At 71.3% G+C, this 13,813-nt stretch carries 18 protein-coding genes; 6 read left to right on the top strand and 12 right to left on the bottom strand.

From position 1 onward, the window contains the following. Nucleotides 1-65 precede the first annotated feature (65 nt). The 3 genes from CLV46_RS04705 to CLV46_RS04695 all read right to left on the bottom strand — a co-directional run bounded on the left by CLV46_RS04705 (nt 66) and on the right by CLV46_RS04695 (nt 2,485). Nucleotides 66-1,784: a DEAD/DEAH box helicase gene (locus CLV46_RS04705; protein WP_100363706.1), complete on the bottom strand. Its 1,719-nt coding sequence runs from the start codon at nt 1,782-1,784 to the stop codon at nt 66-68. 64 nt (nt 1,785-1,848) lie between these two features. After that, nucleotides 1,849-2,154, bottom strand: coding sequence for a transcriptional regulator (locus CLV46_RS04700; RefSeq protein WP_100363705.1), 306 nt, complete (start codon nt 2,152-2,154; stop codon nt 1,849-1,851). After that, entirely contained in the window at nt 2,147-2,485 is a 339-nt protein-coding gene (locus CLV46_RS04695) for a hypothetical protein (protein ID WP_245866516.1), read from the bottom strand. Before CLV46_RS04695 ends, CLV46_RS04700 begins: the two co-directional genes overlap by 8 nt. Before the next feature lie 211 nt (nt 2,486-2,696). On the opposite strand from CLV46_RS04695, the gene CLV46_RS04690 reads away from it, so the two are divergent. Both CLV46_RS04690 and CLV46_RS04685 read left to right on the top strand, forming a co-directional pair. Then, a complete protein-coding gene (locus CLV46_RS04690; protein WP_100363703.1) occupies nt 2,697-2,990 on the top strand; it encodes a DUF503 domain-containing protein in 294 nt (97 codons plus the stop codon). 47 nt (nt 2,991-3,037) lie between these two features. Continuing rightward, entirely contained in the window at nt 3,038-3,913 is an 876-nt protein-coding gene (locus CLV46_RS04685; protein ID WP_100363702.1) for a DUF1444 domain-containing protein, read from the top strand. 24 nt (nt 3,914-3,937) lie between these two features. Here the strand turns inward: CLV46_RS04685 and CLV46_RS04680 are convergent, their stop codons facing one another. After that, nucleotides 3,938-4,543: a J domain-containing protein gene (locus tag CLV46_RS04680; RefSeq protein WP_100363701.1), complete on the bottom strand. Its 606-nt coding sequence runs from the start codon at nt 4,541-4,543 to the stop codon at nt 3,938-3,940. A 115-nt stretch (nt 4,544-4,658) separates the two neighbouring features. Here CLV46_RS04680 and CLV46_RS16935 point away from each other — a divergent pair, with 115 nt between their 5' ends. Both CLV46_RS16935 and CLV46_RS16930 read left to right on the top strand, forming a co-directional pair. Further along, nucleotides 4,659-5,084, top strand: coding sequence for a hypothetical protein (locus tag CLV46_RS16935; protein ID WP_100363700.1), 426 nt, complete (start codon nt 4,659-4,661; stop codon nt 5,082-5,084). Beyond that, nucleotides 5,081-5,410 (top strand): winged helix-turn-helix domain-containing protein, encoded by a 330-nt coding sequence (locus CLV46_RS16930; RefSeq protein ID WP_100363699.1) that lies wholly within the window; start codon nt 5,081-5,083, stop codon nt 5,408-5,410. Before CLV46_RS16935 ends, CLV46_RS16930 begins: the two co-directional genes overlap by 4 nt. A 21-nt stretch (nt 5,411-5,431) precedes the next feature. On the opposite strand, the gene bla is transcribed toward CLV46_RS16930, so the two are convergent. After that, nucleotides 5,432-6,346, bottom strand: a complete 915-nt coding sequence (bla, locus tag CLV46_RS04665) for a class A beta-lactamase (protein WP_100363698.1) — start codon at nt 6,344-6,346, stop codon at nt 5,432-5,434. A gap of 122 nt (nt 6,347-6,468) precedes the next feature. Between bla and CLV46_RS04660 the strand changes: the two genes are divergently transcribed. Next, nucleotides 6,469-7,533: a hypothetical protein gene (locus tag CLV46_RS04660; RefSeq protein ID WP_100363697.1), complete on the top strand. Its 1,065-nt coding sequence runs from the start codon at nt 6,469-6,471 to the stop codon at nt 7,531-7,533. A gap of 22 nt (nt 7,534-7,555) precedes the next feature. On the opposite strand, the gene CLV46_RS04655 is transcribed toward CLV46_RS04660, so the two are convergent. Together CLV46_RS04655 and CLV46_RS04650 are read right to left on the bottom strand one after the other, a co-directional pair. Continuing rightward, nucleotides 7,556-8,761, bottom strand: coding sequence for an Ig-like domain repeat protein (locus tag CLV46_RS04655; RefSeq protein WP_100363696.1), 1,206 nt, complete (start codon nt 8,759-8,761; stop codon nt 7,556-7,558). Between the two features lie 91 nt (nt 8,762-8,852). Further along, nucleotides 8,853-9,041, bottom strand: a complete 189-nt coding sequence (locus CLV46_RS04650) for a DUF6264 family protein (RefSeq protein ID WP_100363695.1) — start codon at nt 9,039-9,041, stop codon at nt 8,853-8,855. A 39-nt stretch (nt 9,042-9,080) separates the two neighbouring features. Here CLV46_RS04650 and CLV46_RS04645 point away from each other — a divergent pair, with 39 nt between their 5' ends. Further along, on the top strand, nt 9,081-10,004 hold the full coding sequence (locus CLV46_RS04645; RefSeq protein ID WP_100363694.1) for an alpha/beta fold hydrolase: 924 nt from the start codon (nt 9,081-9,083) through the stop codon (nt 10,002-10,004). Between the two features lie 12 nt (nt 10,005-10,016). Here the strand turns inward: CLV46_RS04645 and CLV46_RS04640 are convergent, their stop codons facing one another. Genes CLV46_RS04640 through CLV46_RS04620 form a run of 5 tightly spaced genes read right to left on the bottom strand, consistent with a single transcriptional unit; the run spans nt 10,017 to nt 13,745 of the window. Then, entirely contained in the window at nt 10,017-10,490 is a 474-nt protein-coding gene (locus CLV46_RS04640) for a DUF6264 family protein (RefSeq protein ID WP_342746099.1), read from the bottom strand. After that, nucleotides 10,429-10,677 carry a DUF3253 domain-containing protein gene (locus CLV46_RS04635; protein WP_245866514.1) on the bottom strand — a complete coding sequence of 83 codons (249 nt, stop codon included), beginning with the start codon at nt 10,675-10,677 and terminating at the stop codon, nt 10,429-10,431. The genes CLV46_RS04640 and CLV46_RS04635 overlap by 62 nt, the downstream gene beginning before the upstream one ends. Nucleotides 10,678-10,726: 49 nt before the next feature. Further along, on the bottom strand, nt 10,727-11,665 hold the full coding sequence (locus tag CLV46_RS04630; protein WP_100363691.1) for a type II secretion system F family protein: 939 nt from the start codon (nt 11,663-11,665) through the stop codon (nt 10,727-10,729). After that, on the bottom strand, nt 11,662-12,519 hold the full coding sequence (locus CLV46_RS04625; RefSeq protein WP_100363690.1) for a type II secretion system F family protein: 858 nt from the start codon (nt 12,517-12,519) through the stop codon (nt 11,662-11,664). Before CLV46_RS04625 ends, CLV46_RS04630 begins: the two co-directional genes overlap by 4 nt. After that, nucleotides 12,516-13,745 carry a TadA family conjugal transfer-associated ATPase gene (locus CLV46_RS04620; RefSeq protein WP_245866512.1) on the bottom strand — a complete coding sequence of 410 codons (1,230 nt, stop codon included), beginning with the start codon at nt 13,743-13,745 and terminating at the stop codon, nt 12,516-12,518. The genes CLV46_RS04625 and CLV46_RS04620 overlap by 4 nt, the downstream gene beginning before the upstream one ends. Nucleotides 13,746-13,813: the final 68 nt, after the last annotated feature.

Raw genomic sequence — 13,813 nt, 5'->3', positions numbered from 1 at the left:
GCGGGCGCAGCCGACCGCAGGAGCCGCGGCACGCGGGTTCGACCGGTGAGCCGGCCGCCCGCGGGTCAGTGGCGCGGCTTGCGGGCGCCCTCGGTCCGGCGTCGCGGACCGCGATCCGGGGCGATCTCGATGAGCTTGCCGCCGATGCGGGTGCCCTTGAGCCGGTCGAGCACGTCACCCGGCATGTCCGCGGGCAGCTCGACGAGCGAGAAGTCCGGGCGGATGTCGATCGCACCGAAATCCTCACGGCTCAGTCCGCCCTCGTTGGCGAGGGCGCCGACGATCTGCCGCGGCTCGACCTTCTGTCGCCGGCCGACCTCGATGCGGTAGGTGGCCCGGGATCCGCCGGGACGTGGGCGACGCTCGGGACGCCCGCTGTCGTCACGGTCCCGCGCGGGCCGGTCGCGCTCGAGGCGCACGGGACGCTCGTCGTTCGGGTCGAGCAGCAGCGGGGTCTCCCCCTGGGCGACCACGGCGAGAGCGGCCGCGACATCGGCCTCGGGCACGTCGTGGTGCGAGACGTAATGGCCGATGATGTCGCGGAAGCGCGCGATCCGGTCGCTCTGCTCGAGCGCGGCGGTGATCTGGTCGTCGAAGCGCGTCAACCGAGTGGCGTTGACGTCCTCCGCGGTCGGCAGCTGCATCTGCGTCAGCGGCTGCCGCGTCGCCTTCTCGATCGAGGTCAGCATGCGACGCTCTCGCGGCGTGACGAAGCTGATCGCGTCGCCGGAGCGGCCCGCGCGACCCGTACGCCCGATGCGGTGCACGTACGACTCGGTGTCGATGGGCAGGTCGTAGTTGACCACGTGCGTGATGCGGTCGACGTCGAGACCGCGGGCGGCCACATCCGTCGCGACGAGGATGTCGAGCTTGCCCGACTTGAGCTGGCCGACGGTGCGTTCGCGCTGCGCCTGGGCGACGTCGCCGCTGATCGCCGCGGCGGAGTAGCCGCGGGCGCGGAGCTTCTCGGCGAGCGTCTCCGTCTCGTTCTTGGTGCGCACGAACACGATCATCGCCTCGAAGTTCTCGACCTCGAGGATGCGGGTGAGCGCATCGACCTTCTGCGGGTACGACACCATCAGGTAGCGCTGTGTGGTGTTCGCCGACGTGGTGGTCGTCGTCTTGACCGTGATCTCCTGCGGATCGTGCAGGTACTTCTGCGAGATCCGTCGGATCTGCGCGGGCATGGTCGCCGAGAACAGGGCGACCTGCTTGCTGTCGGGGGTGTCGGCGAGGATCGTCTCGACGTCTTCGGCGAAACCCATCTTGAGCATCTCGTCGGCCTCGTCGAGCACGAGGTACTTGAGCTCGGTGAGGTCGAGGGTGCCCTTCTCGAGGTGGTCCATGATGCGGCCGGGCGTGCCGACGACGATGTGCACTCCTCGGCGGAGGGCCGAGAGCTGCACGCCGTAGGCCTGGCCGCCGTAGATGGGCAGCACGTGCACACCGCGCAGGTGCGCGGCGTAGCTCTCGAACGCCTCGCACACCTGGAGGGCGAGTTCGCGGGTGGGGGCGAGCACGAGCGCCTGGGGCGTCGTCTGGGCGCGGTCGAGTCGGGAGAGGATCGGCAGCGCGAACGCGGCCGTCTTGCCGGTGCCGGTCTGCGCGAGCCCGACGACGTCGCGGCCCTCGAGCAAGGCGGGGATGGTGGCGGCCTGAATGGCGGAGGGCGTCTCGTACCCGACGTCCTTCAGCGCTTTGAGCACCGGCTCGGCAAGGCCGAGATCCGAGAAGGAGGAGGAAGGACCGGACTGCTCGGTCTCGGTCTGCGCGCTGTCGTTCACGACTCAACGTTACTCGCGAGGCACCCGCGCCGCCCCAGCGCGCTGCGCATCCACCGCGACCGCGTCACTCGGTCGGCCCGGCGATCTCCTGCAGCGCGCGCACGTGCGCGTCGAACGCGGACCGTCCCTCGGGAGTCAGCGAGAGCCAGGTCACCCGTCGCGCGTCGAGACGCTCGAGGGATGCCGCCTTGCTCGAGGCCACGTATCCCACCGAATTCAGCGTCTTCACGTGCTTGGAGAGCGTCGCATCCGAGACACCGAGGGTGTCCCGCAGCACCGCGAAATCGAGGCGGTCGACCGGGCGCAGGAGTCCGCAGATCCGCAGCCGCACGGGAGCGTGGATGAGCTCGTCGAATCGCGACTCACGCACGACGCAACTGTTCGAGCGCCGACCGATACGCCACGCCGGCGAGCCAGGTCGTCACCCCGAAGGCCGCGACGCTCGTCAGCACGACCGGCCAGCGCAGGCCGAACGACACGAAGCCGAGCGAGACGCTGAACAAAGCCAGGCAGGTCACGAGGATGGCAGCCGTCGCCCATGCCGCCCGCGCACCCATCCTGCGGAATCGCACGCCCGACTCGCGCCGGACGAGGTACGCGACCACGAGCAGGGCCACGAGCGCCAGCCACCCGCTCGTCGGCGGCTGATAGTCCTCTCCCGGATCGGCGGTGGCCGCGGCGGACACCCACCACGCAGCCACCCCTCCGAACGCGGACAACAACGCCCAAGGCACGCGTACGCTCTCCGCGAGCCGTCGTCGATCGTCTTGGAGTGTGCGCAACGCGTCCGACGCTTCGTCGGGTGACGGGCTCGGGAAGTGACTTTCCATGATGGAAAGCCTACGTAACTCTTTCCGTCACGGCAAGTCAACTCGTCGCACGACCGGTCGGTTCGTGGCGGATGCTGGACCCATGTGGATCGGCTGGATCGAGTTCGACCTCCTGCTCGGCGACGTTCATTCGCTCAAGGGCAAACGCTCGCTCGTGCGACCGCTGCTCGCCGAGCTCGACCGGCGCTTTCCGGCGACCGCCGCCGAGGTGGACCATCACGACCTGCACCGCCGCACCGGCGTCGGGGTGACGACGGTCGCGTCGGAGCCCGGCCGGGTTCGAGAGGTACTCGACGAGGTCGAGCGGTTCGTGGCGGCGCGACCCGAGTTCGAGCTGCTCTCCACCCGACGGGGGCTGCACTCCTCCGAGGACTGACCGGTCCCGCGGTGGCGCGGGCCTCGCCGACCCGCGAGACTCGGCGCATGGCCCTCTTCCGCCGGACCCGCGACCACCGGCAACAGCTCGACGAGCTCGAGAGACTCGTCGCACGGGAGTTCGAGGCGCAAGGGATCCCGGGCGAGATCGTGCGCGACCCGGACGATCCCACCAACAGCCACTACGTCACCGGATCGCAGGGCTGGTTCGGACTGCGGAACATCGTGCTGTGGTGCCTCAAGGCGCCCGAGAAGCAGTGGCGGCGCATGATCCGGGAGCACATCACCGCGCTCACCTCCGCCGACGACGCACCCACCGTCGACCTCGACGATGAGCACGCGCGAGCCGCGTTGCGCGCCCGGCTGTTCCCGGAGCAGCTCGTCGAGGTGGACGGGATGGAGTACGTGCGCCCCTTCGCGCCGGGACTCGTCGAAGCGCTGTGCCTCGACCTTCCGAGCACCGTGCAGACGTTGAAGCGGGAGCAGCTCGCCGGAGTCGACCTTGACGCGGCGTTCGACCTCGGACGCCGGAACCTCGCGCAGGAGGAACCGGAAGACGTCGGGATGGCCGGCACCGACCTGCGATTCGCCGGCGGATCGTCGCTGTTCATCGCGAGCCGGGTGCTCGACCACGCGTTCGTCGCACGACACATCCGACCCGCCGAGCGCGGCTACGTCTTCGGCGTGCCCGACCGGCATCTCGTGTTCTGGCACGTCGTCACCGGGCCCGAGTCGGTGACGGCGGTCAACTCGCTCGTCGAGCTCATGCGGCAGCTGCCCGCTGAGGAACGGCCCGGCGGCCTGCTCTCCCGCGAGGTCTACTTCGCCCGCGCCGGCGAGGTGCAGCGGATCACCGAGGGCACCGTCGACGGCGGCGTCGCCGTGCGCGCCGAAGGGGCGTTCCTGGAAGCACTGCAGGACTGAGCCTCGTTGCAGAGCCGAGCCTCGTCACCGGGACATGCGGACGAGCACGTACCGGCGCTGCCCGGCGCCGAGCAGCCCGATCACCGAGGGCGCCATCAGCAGGGTGCCCATGAGGCCGACGATCGTGGCGAAGAGCGTCACCGTGATCACCGTCGCGATGAGCGCGACGATGCCCAGCACGAGCAGCCGACGGTTGCCGGTGAGCGCCCATCCGGTGAGCCCCGCCTCGAGCGCGAGTCCGCGGAGCACCGGATCGAGCAGCGTGAGGGGCGCGTCCGAGCGCAGGTGCGCGAGCACGAACGCCGCGAGCAGCAGCACCGACCACAGCGCCACGAGCCGGGTACTCATGGGCGGAAGCACGGCCGGAGGAACGTCGAACCGGCGACGGCCGTAGGGGTCGACATCGTCGGGGGCGGCGCGACCGGAGGGAGCCGGCCCCGGCACGGTGGCGAGCAGCGTGCGGCGCGCCGCTTCGATGCGCTGGAACTGCACCCGCGCCGCCTCGGCGCGCTCCGCCGGCACGAGATCCGGATGGGTGAGTCGGGCCATGTGCTGGAACGCCTTCTCGACCTCCGGTCGGCTCGCGTCCGGGCGCACCCCGAGCAGGCGCGCCGCCTCGTCTCGTTCCACGAGCGCACCCTAGACCCGCCCGTCGAGGAATGGCCGTCCTCCATCAGCGGAAAGTACTTGACGGAATGGAAACTAGAAGTGACACTGGCATCACCATCCGAGGAAAGGGAATCCGATGTCCGAGCCCACCGCCGCCAGCGCCGCCCGTTCGCTCGCCGACGCCGAGTTCGCCGCCGCGCGCGTGCGTCTCGGCTCCGTGCGTTACCTGGTGTGGCTCGTCGGCCTCGCCGCGTCGACTCCCGTGTTCTTCACCGCGGTCGGCGCCGCCTCCGACGACGAGGGGATCGTCGCCTCGGCGATCGCCTTCGTGATCGTCGTGCTCGGCCTGACCTTCGCACTCCTCCCGGGTCGGACGGTCGCCACTCGCGGGTTCTCCACCCGGTTCGGTCTCGCCGTCGGCGTCTGGGGTGCGCTCTTCGGGCTTGCTCTCGGCCTCGGTCTCACCTTCGTGCCCGGCGCATCGGTGTGGCTGTGGATGCTCGCGGGCCTGGTCACCGCCGTGCCGCTCGTCGTCGGCGCCGCCGCCGAGGCGCGCGCGTGACGTCCGACGCCGAGCACGCGCATCCGCGGCACCGCCTCGACGACCTGCTCACGCATCCGGTGCGCCTCTCGGTCGTCGCCACCCTCGCGGCCGCCGAGGAGGCCGAGTTCGGGTTCGTGCGCGACACGGTGCAGGTGAGCGACTCGCTGTTGAGCAAGCAGGTCGCCCTGCTCGAGGGCGCCGGGTACGTGCAGGTGAAGAAGGGCTACGTGGGCAAACGCCCGCGCACCTGGCTGCGGCTCAGCCCGGACGGGCGCGCCGTGTACCTGCGGCACCTCGAGGCGCTACGCGACATCGCCCGGCCCGTGCTCGGGCACGACGACTGACGCGATCGATGCGCAGCCGCGTCAGCGCAGCGCGTCGACGACCGCCCGGGTCGCGTCCGCGATGAGTGCGTCGTCGTGTTCGGCATCCTGCGCGTTCTTCGACGACATGATGACGAGCACGATCGGCTCCGACCCGTCGTCCGGCCAGAGCACGGCCACGTCGTTGCGGGTGCCGTAGGCGGCGTTGCCGGTGCGGTCGCCGACCGTCCAGCCGGCCGGCACGCCGGCCCGGATGAGCGCGTCTCCGGTGGTGTTGCCGCGCATCCACTCGACCAGCTGGGCGCGGTCGGTGTCGTCGAGCGCGTCGCCGAGCACGTAGGCGCGCAGCGTGGCGGCGAAGGCGCGCGGAGTGGTCGTGTCGCGCGGGTCGCCGGGGGTCGCCTCGTTGAGACCCGGCTCGGTGCGCTCGACCTCGATGGTGGTGTCGCCGACCTCGCGTAGTTCGGCCTCCAATCCGGCGGGCCCGCCGAGCAGGTCGAACAGGAGGTTCGCCGCGGTGTTGTCGCTGTAGCTCGCCGCCGCTGCCGCGACCTCGCGCGCCGTCATGGTGCCGCCGGCGTGCTGCTCGGTGATCGGCGACCAGTACTCGAGCCGGCTCGGCACCGGCACGGGCTGGTCGAGTTCCTCGTCCGATCGCGTGGCGAGCAGAGCCCCGGCGGCGAGCACCTTGATGGTGGAGGCGAACGCGAAGCGTTCGTCCGCGCGGTGGGCGGCCTCGGCGCCGCTGCCGGTGTCGATCGCGTACACGCCGAGCCGCGCGCCGTACTGCTGCTCGAGGGCCGCCATCGCGGACGCGATGTCGACCGGGGGTGCGGCGACGGGTGTCGGCGCCTCGGTGGAGGCGGAGGGTTCCGGCTCCGGGTCGGCGGCGGTCGCGCACCCGGTCGTCGCCAGGAGGAGGGCGAGAAGGGCGGCGGCAGTGAGGCGGGACGGCATGCGGATGCTCCGGTGTATCGATCGGGCGGACCGTCGACACGCTAAAGCAGGCGCATGTCGGTGCGCGTCGGCCCGGGGGATGACTCCCGGCGGATGACTCCGCGACGCCCTAACGTGGAAGGGTGGCCCGCGTTCTCGACACGACCCCGCTGACGGAGCCGATCGACCGACGGCGGCTGGCGGAGTTCGTCGCGAGCGTGCGGCGCGATCCGCGGTACGTGTACTGGCGACTGAGCTACCCGGGCTGCTCGCTCGTGCTGCTCGGCGGAGCACTCCTCGTGCTGTCGGGGTTCTTCGCCCTGATGGCCGCGGTATTCATCGAGGGCGAGTCGCAGATCGACAGCCCCGGCGACTGGGTGACGTTCGCCGTCGCCATGCTCGTGATGGCCGCCATCTACGTCGGATGCGCCATCGGCTTCGTCAGCCTCGTCGCGAACCCGGTGCAGAGCGAGGAGCTCTACCGGCTCCACCGGTTCGCGGAGCGCAACGGGCTGCGGTTCTCCCCACAGGATCCGGCGCCCGCCTACCCCATCGAGCCGTTCGCGCATCCGAAGGCCGTCGTGCGCGACCGGTTCCGGCCGCTCGAGGGCGACGCCTTCGACTACGGGCTCGCGTTCAGACCGTCGCAGGGTCGCAGCGACGCGTCGTATTCGCGGTGGTTCATCGCGATCAAGCTCGACCGCCCGCTGCCGCACATCGTGCTCGACGCGAAGGCGAACAACTCGCGCGTGTTCGGCAGCAACATGCCGACCCTGCAGCGCGATCAGGTGCTGAGTCTGGAGGGCGACTTCGACAAGCACTTCACCCTCTACTGCCCGAAGGGCTACGAGCGCGACGCGCTGTACATCTTCACGCCCGACCTCATGGCCGCGTGCATCGACGAGGCGAACGCGTTCGACGTCGAGATCCTCGATCAGTGGATGTTCGTCTACTCGCTCCTGCCTCCGAACCTCGTCGACCCGGCCGTGCAGCGCCGCATCTTCCGCATCATCGACATCGTGGGCGCGAAGGCGCTCAGCCGCACGGACCGTTACCGCGACGAGCGCGCGGGTGGGGATGCTCCCGCCGTCGCCCTGCCCGGTCGTCGCCTGCGCGCGGGCGTCTCGATTGCCGCCGTCGTCGGAGTGCTCGTCATCTGCACGGCGCCGTTCTGGGGCGAGATCATCAACGGGGTGACCGGCAACTGAGGCCCGAGCCGCCTGCTTCCGGTCAGCGGACGACGAGCAGTCGTTGCGTCGAGCTCACCGAATTCGCGAGGAATTCACCCGAGTCGGCCGTGCCCGAGAAGGTCACGAGCACGTCGTGGACGCCGCGTGACAGCCGCGGCATTGGGATGGCGGCGACGCCTTTGTCGGTGTGCACCAACGACACCGAGGCGACCCGCTTGCCGTCGACGTGGAAGGCGACGGTGCCGACCGGATAGGGGTTGCCGGGTGTGGTGACCTTCGCGGTGGCCGTCACGGTTCCCAGGGACGCTGTGACGTGCCTGCTGAGCGTGAGCGTCGTGACCGTCGGCGGCTTCGTGCGGGTGACGGAGAAGTCGTGAACGAACTGGAACTGCGCCTCCCTCGCCGGCGTCGTGCTGGTTCCGGGCGTGACGGTGTAGGCCGTGACTTCCATGCGGTATGCCGCACGACCGAACTCCGGCGTCGACACCTCCGGCACAGTGAACCCGAGCACTGAGCGGTCGGCCGTGACGCCGACCTCGACCGCGGGCACCCGAATGCCCGTCGAGCCCTCGGTCAGTGAGACGGCGAGCGGCGTGACTCCGTCGAGATCCCAGGTGCCGGGCTCGGCGTAGAGACGGATCCGGTCCCCCGGGACGGCGACGATCACGGTCTCCTCAGCCTGAGGCGCGGTGAGCGTGTTCTGGGAGACGAGCAGCCGCGGGTCTGCGCCGAACTCGACGTTCGCCGGCGCGGCCGCATCCTCGATCAACAGCCACCGGATATTGGAGGTGGCGGTGCCCTCGAACGCGCCGCACGACCCCACCCATCGGGCACCCGTGCCGGCATTCACGACACCGGGCGGTAGGGGAAGCGTGCGGTCGGCGACGACGGCCCACTCCGCGGCGGACCACCGGCGTGAGGCGACGACGGGCCACGGCTCCTGCTGCAGTTTGAGCTGACACCAGACCTCGCCTGTGGTGACGGCGAGGTCGCCGAACACCGTGGCGTCCACCCGCACGGAGCCGGTGCTCGGCCCGATGGCGATCTTGCGCGCCGCCTGAGTCCATGACCCGTATTCGCGCAACTCGGCCTTGTCTACGCTCGCGACTTGGATGTCGAGGGACGGGACGGTGGTCGGCACTGCGGCGGCGGGTGCAATTCCGGCGCCGAGAACAAGCGCCGCGCCGGCGACGAGTGCGGCGAGCATCCGGCCGGGACGGAGGTCGATTCGGGTGCGGTGCGACATGGGGGCCCATCCGCCGCGGACGCACGTCCGCGCGCTGCCGCCTAGTGTGTTCCCGCCCGCTGGCGGGCACAAGGGCTCGCGGCGTGTCGGACTACTGCCCGGCGCTGAGCGACATGAGGGCGGCCGCGGCGAACCACACACCGAGGCCCGCCACCGCCCCGACGAGCGGAATCCACCAGGCGAGTCGCCGGCGCGTGAGCCGCACGATCGCGATGACGATCGAGGTGAGGAAGATCGCCGGCGGTGCGAGGAGCGCGACGTGTTCCGTCGCCGTCGTCACCGAATTAGCGTGGTGGGGAGTCAACCGAGGGAGGAATGCATGCACCGGGCGGACTCCGACTCGACACGGACGGCGGGCGATCCGGGCACCGTGGCGCCCGAGCGACGGACCCTACGCCTCGAGCGCGGCACGGAGCTGTCCTACCTGGTCGCCGGGGAGAAGCGCAGCCCCGCCCTGCTCCTGCTGCACGGGTTCCCCAGCTCGGCACGCACCTTCGACGCCGTCATCCCGCGGCTCGCTCGGGTCGCGCACGTCATCGCCCCCGACCTGCCCGGGTTCGGGCGGTCGGAGCCCCTGCCGTCGCCGTCGTTCCCCGCCTTCGGGCGCGCGATCGCCGAACTCCTCGACCGGCTCGAGGTCGGACCGCGCTATGTGTACCTGCACGACTTCGGAGCTCCGGTGGGATTGCACGTCGCCATGGAGGCCCCGGAGCAGGTGCTCGGCCTCGTCGTGCAGAACGCCAACGCGCATCCGTCCGGGTTGGGACCGCAGTGGGCCGACACCCGGGCGTACTGGGAGCATCCGGATGCCGAGCACGAGGCGGCCGCGACGGCGCACCTGACGCTCGACGGGACGCGAGCCCAGTATGTCGCCGGGCTCCCGCCCGAGGTCGCGGCGCGCATCCCCTCGTCGACCTGGACCGAGGACTGGCGCGTGATGAACCTCCCCGGGCGCATGGACACGCAGCGCGCCCTCATCGCGGACTACGGCCGGTACGTCGCCCGGTTCGGCGAGATCGCCGACTACCTGGCGGCTCGAGCACCGCACGCGTTGATGCTCTGGGGCCGACACGACGCCTTCTTCGACCTCGACGAGACGCTCTCGTGGATGCGGTCGTTGCCGCGGATGGAGGCGCACGTCTTCGACGGCGGGCACTTTCTGCTGGAGACCCACGCTGCCGAGGCTGCCGCGCTCATCCAGCAGTTCATCGAACGCACCACGCCGCCGGCGCGCACGGAGTGACCCGGGCGGCCCCTACCGGCCGGTGCTGAGCGACATGAGTCCCACGGCGATGAACCACACCACGGCGGCCACGCCGGCGCCGGCCAGCGGAACCCACCACGCGAGCCGCCTCCGCGCGATGCGCACGATCGTGACGACCACAGACGCGAGGAAGACGATCGGCGGCGCGAGCAGCGCGACGAACCAGGCGATCGTCATGAGGGTGTAGTCGCACGTGCCCGAGCCGCAGCCGTCGGACATCATGATCAGCAGCGTCGAGAGGATCGCGAGCATCCCGAACCCGATCACGCCGAGCACCATGAGGATGACCGCGACCGTCACATCGACGGGATTCCGCCGGGCGCCGGGAACGTGCGGCGCGGGCGCCGGGTAGGCGGCCGGCGCGGACTGTTCGCTCATGCGGTCGACTGTAGCGGCGCGACGCTCAGCCACGTGGGCGGCGGATGCGGATGGGCCCCTTCGCCGTCGAGGGGTCGACGACGGCACCGCGCTGGGTGACTTCGAGCTCGCCTTGCGCGACGAGGCGCCGGGCCGCCTGCCGCACCGGCTCCATGAGCTCGCGCCACTCCTCCGCAGATTCGGCGCGGGCGACCTCCGACGGGCAGATGCTGGCGTCGGCGCTGCGCTGGCCCAGCAGCTCGAGGATGCGTTGCTCGTACCGCTCGTCAGACATGCGGCCCAGCATGACGCCGCATCCTGCCCGTTCTCTGCGCGCCGCCCGCTCAGAATCCGAGCTGCACGACCACGAGGCCGGGGTAGATCGCGAAGAGCACCGTCACCGGCAGGATGAGGAACACGAGCGGCACGAGCATCGCGACCTCCTTACGGCCGGCGAGCTCCAGCAGTTCGCGCTTGCCCTCATCCCGGGCATCCTGCGCCTGTGCCCGCAGCACTTCCGCGAGCGGCGTGCCGCGTTCGAGTGCGCCGACGAGGTGGTCGACGAAGCGGCTGAAGCCGGCCAGCCCGAGGTCCGCCGCGAGCGCCTGCAGCGCCTCCACGAGCGGCACCCCGGAGTGCACGCGCGCCATCGTGCGGCGCAATTCGACCGCGAGCTCCCCGCGGCCCACTGTCGCGACGCGAGCCAACGCGTCGTGGATGCCCTCCCCCGCCGACAGGCTCAGGGTGAGGAACTCGAGGATGGTGGGCAGCTCCTCCGCCATCCGCTCGCGCCTGCGACGGGCCCGCGCCACGAGCATCCGATCGCGCAGCAGCACCCCGCACGCCGCGAACACGGCGACGATCGCGACCGCCGCCGGCAGCGCGAGGCCCTGCGCTCGGGCGATGACGACGGAGGCGGCGACCCCGACGACCGCTCCGGCAGCGCCCCAGCCGAGTTGCCGGGAGCGGTAGCCGTCGACGGAGAGGGTGGAACCGGCCTGACGCAGGCGGCTCTGCACGACGGCGGACCCGCCGAGCACTGGAGCGAGCAGCCGCCGCATCGCGTCGACCGCCGGGACGAGCACGACGCCGACCACGGGGAGCGGGTCGGTCGGGCGGCGTCGCACGAGTTCCCGGGCGTCGACCGAGATGTCGACGACGTACGGCGCGACGCGGTCGACGAGTCGCGGGCGGCTGAGGCGCGGGACGAGCGAGAGCAGCGACCACAGCCCGAAGCCGAGTACGACGCCGCAGACGAGGCCCCACGACATCGTCGCGGTCATCCGAACCACCGCCGCTCCTCGGGCAGCCGTCCGATGCCGATCATGATCCGGTACGCCACGACGGTGACGCCCACCCCCACGACGATCAGCGCGACGCCGGCGGGGGCGTTGTACGCCATCGCCGCCTCCGGGCGCGTGGACAGGAGCACGAGCACGATCCACGGTGCCGCGACGCCGAGCCGCGCGGCGTTGACCACCCACGACTGCCGCGCCTCGACCTCGCTGCGCAGCGCCTCCTGCTGGCGCAGGTACCCGGAGAGGCTGCGCAGCACCGTCGGCAGTTCGCTTCCGCCTACGTCGCGGGCCATCCGCAGGGTCTCGACGATGCGATCGGCGACCGGATCCGCGAGCCGGCTCTTGAGGTCGTCGAGGGCGAGCGAGAAGTTCGAGGATGCGGCGTAGTCGTCGGCGAAGGAACGGAACGCCGCCCGCGTCTCCTCGGGACCGGTGTGCGCGAGCGCGATGACACTGTCGGGCAGCGAGAGGCCCGAGCGCACCGCCGACACGAGATGGTCCACCACATCCGGCCAGACCACCCGGTGCGCGCGGCGGCGGGCCCGCGCCCGCACCGCGACGACGACGGCGGGCAGCGCGGCACACGCCGCCCCGATCGCCACGGCGAGCGCGAGCACCGGGAGCGTCGCCCATGCGGTCACTCCCCCGACGAGTCCGAGCAGCCCACTCACGGCGACGAACATGCCGACGCCCACGCGCTCGAGTCCCGCCTGCACGAGCCGGTCGCGCACCGGTCGCAGCAACCGGCTCGGTTCGCGACGCTCCCGCCGCGGCCACAACCACGGCGACGCGGTGAGCAGCACGCCGAGTCCGGTGAGCCCGGCGAGCACGAAGGTCACGCGGGCGCTCCGAGAACGACGGCGGGGTCGAGTCCCGCGGCCGCGAACTTGCCGGCGCGGGCCGGATGAGTGCCGGTGGCGGCGAGCACTCCATCGCGCATTGTGAAGATCGTGTCGGCGGCGAGCGAGCCCTCGTCCACCGACCCGGTCGGCGCGATGATCTCGCGGATGCGCCGGTGTCCGCGCCGCTCGAGTTCGCAGTGCACGACGAGGTCGATGCATCCGGCGACCGTCGGCAGCACGAACCCGGAGTCGATGTTGCGTCCGGCGAGCAGCGGCAGCGTCGTGAGCTTCGCGAGGGCGTCGCCCGCGCTGTTCGCGTGGATGCTGCACATGCCGGGCAGGCCGCTGTTGAGCGCGATGAGCAGATCGAGCGCCTCCGCCTCGCGCACCTCCCCCACGACCAAGCGGTCCGGACGCATCCGGAGCGCCTCCTTGATGAGGCGGCGCAACGTCACCTCGCCGGTGCCCTCGAGGCTCGACTGCCGGCACTGCATCGCGACCGTGTCAGGGGCGGAGACGTCGAGTTCGAACGTCTCCTCGACCGTGACGATGCGTTCCGAGGGACGCGACGCCGAGAGCATCGCCCCGAGCAGCGTCGTCTTGCCGCTCTGGGTGGCTCCGGAAACGAGGATGTTGAGCCCGGCGAGCACGCTCATCCGCAGGAACTCCGCCGCCTGGTTCGTGAGCGACCCGAGAGCGACGAGGCCCTGCAGGTCCCGGATGCGCTGGGTGAACTTGCGGACGTTGACCGCCCAGTGCCGCTGGGTGATGTCGGGGATGACGACGTGCAGCCGCGACCCGTCCGGGAGCGACGCGTCGACGAACGGTGACGACAGATCGACGCGGCGTCCGGTGGACTGCAGCATCCGCTCGACCAGGTCGCGCACCTGGCCGTCGGTGAGCTCGAGCCCCGCGCGCTCGGAGACGCCGGCGCGGGCGATGTACACGTCGCGCGGGCTGTTGATCCAGATCTCCTCGACGGAGTCGTCGTCGAAGAACGGCTGCAACGGCCCGTACCCGGTGAGCGCCGCGACGACCTGCCGGGTCGCCGCGCCCTCATCCGCCAGCAGCGGCGCCGACCCGCCGAGCGCGCGCTCGCTGTAGCGCTGCACCTCGTCGCGCACGTACCGCTCGGCGATCGACCCGTCACGCGCGAGGTCGACGCCCTCCCGCTGCACGCGCTGCCGCACCCGATCGGTGATGGTCGCGATCGCCGGGTTCACCCCGCCATGATGCGCACCGCGCCCGCGCCGCGGCGCGCGTTCTCCACAACCGGGGCGCGGGGCGCCGG

The sequence above is a fragment of the Diaminobutyricimonas aerilata genome (genome assembly GCF_002797715.1).
Lineage (GTDB): Bacteria > Actinomycetota > Actinomycetes > Actinomycetales > Microbacteriaceae > Diaminobutyricimonas > Diaminobutyricimonas aerilata.
The sequence above is the reverse complement of the archived record's forward strand: the minus strand, read 5'-3'. Positions and strand labels throughout refer to the sequence as shown.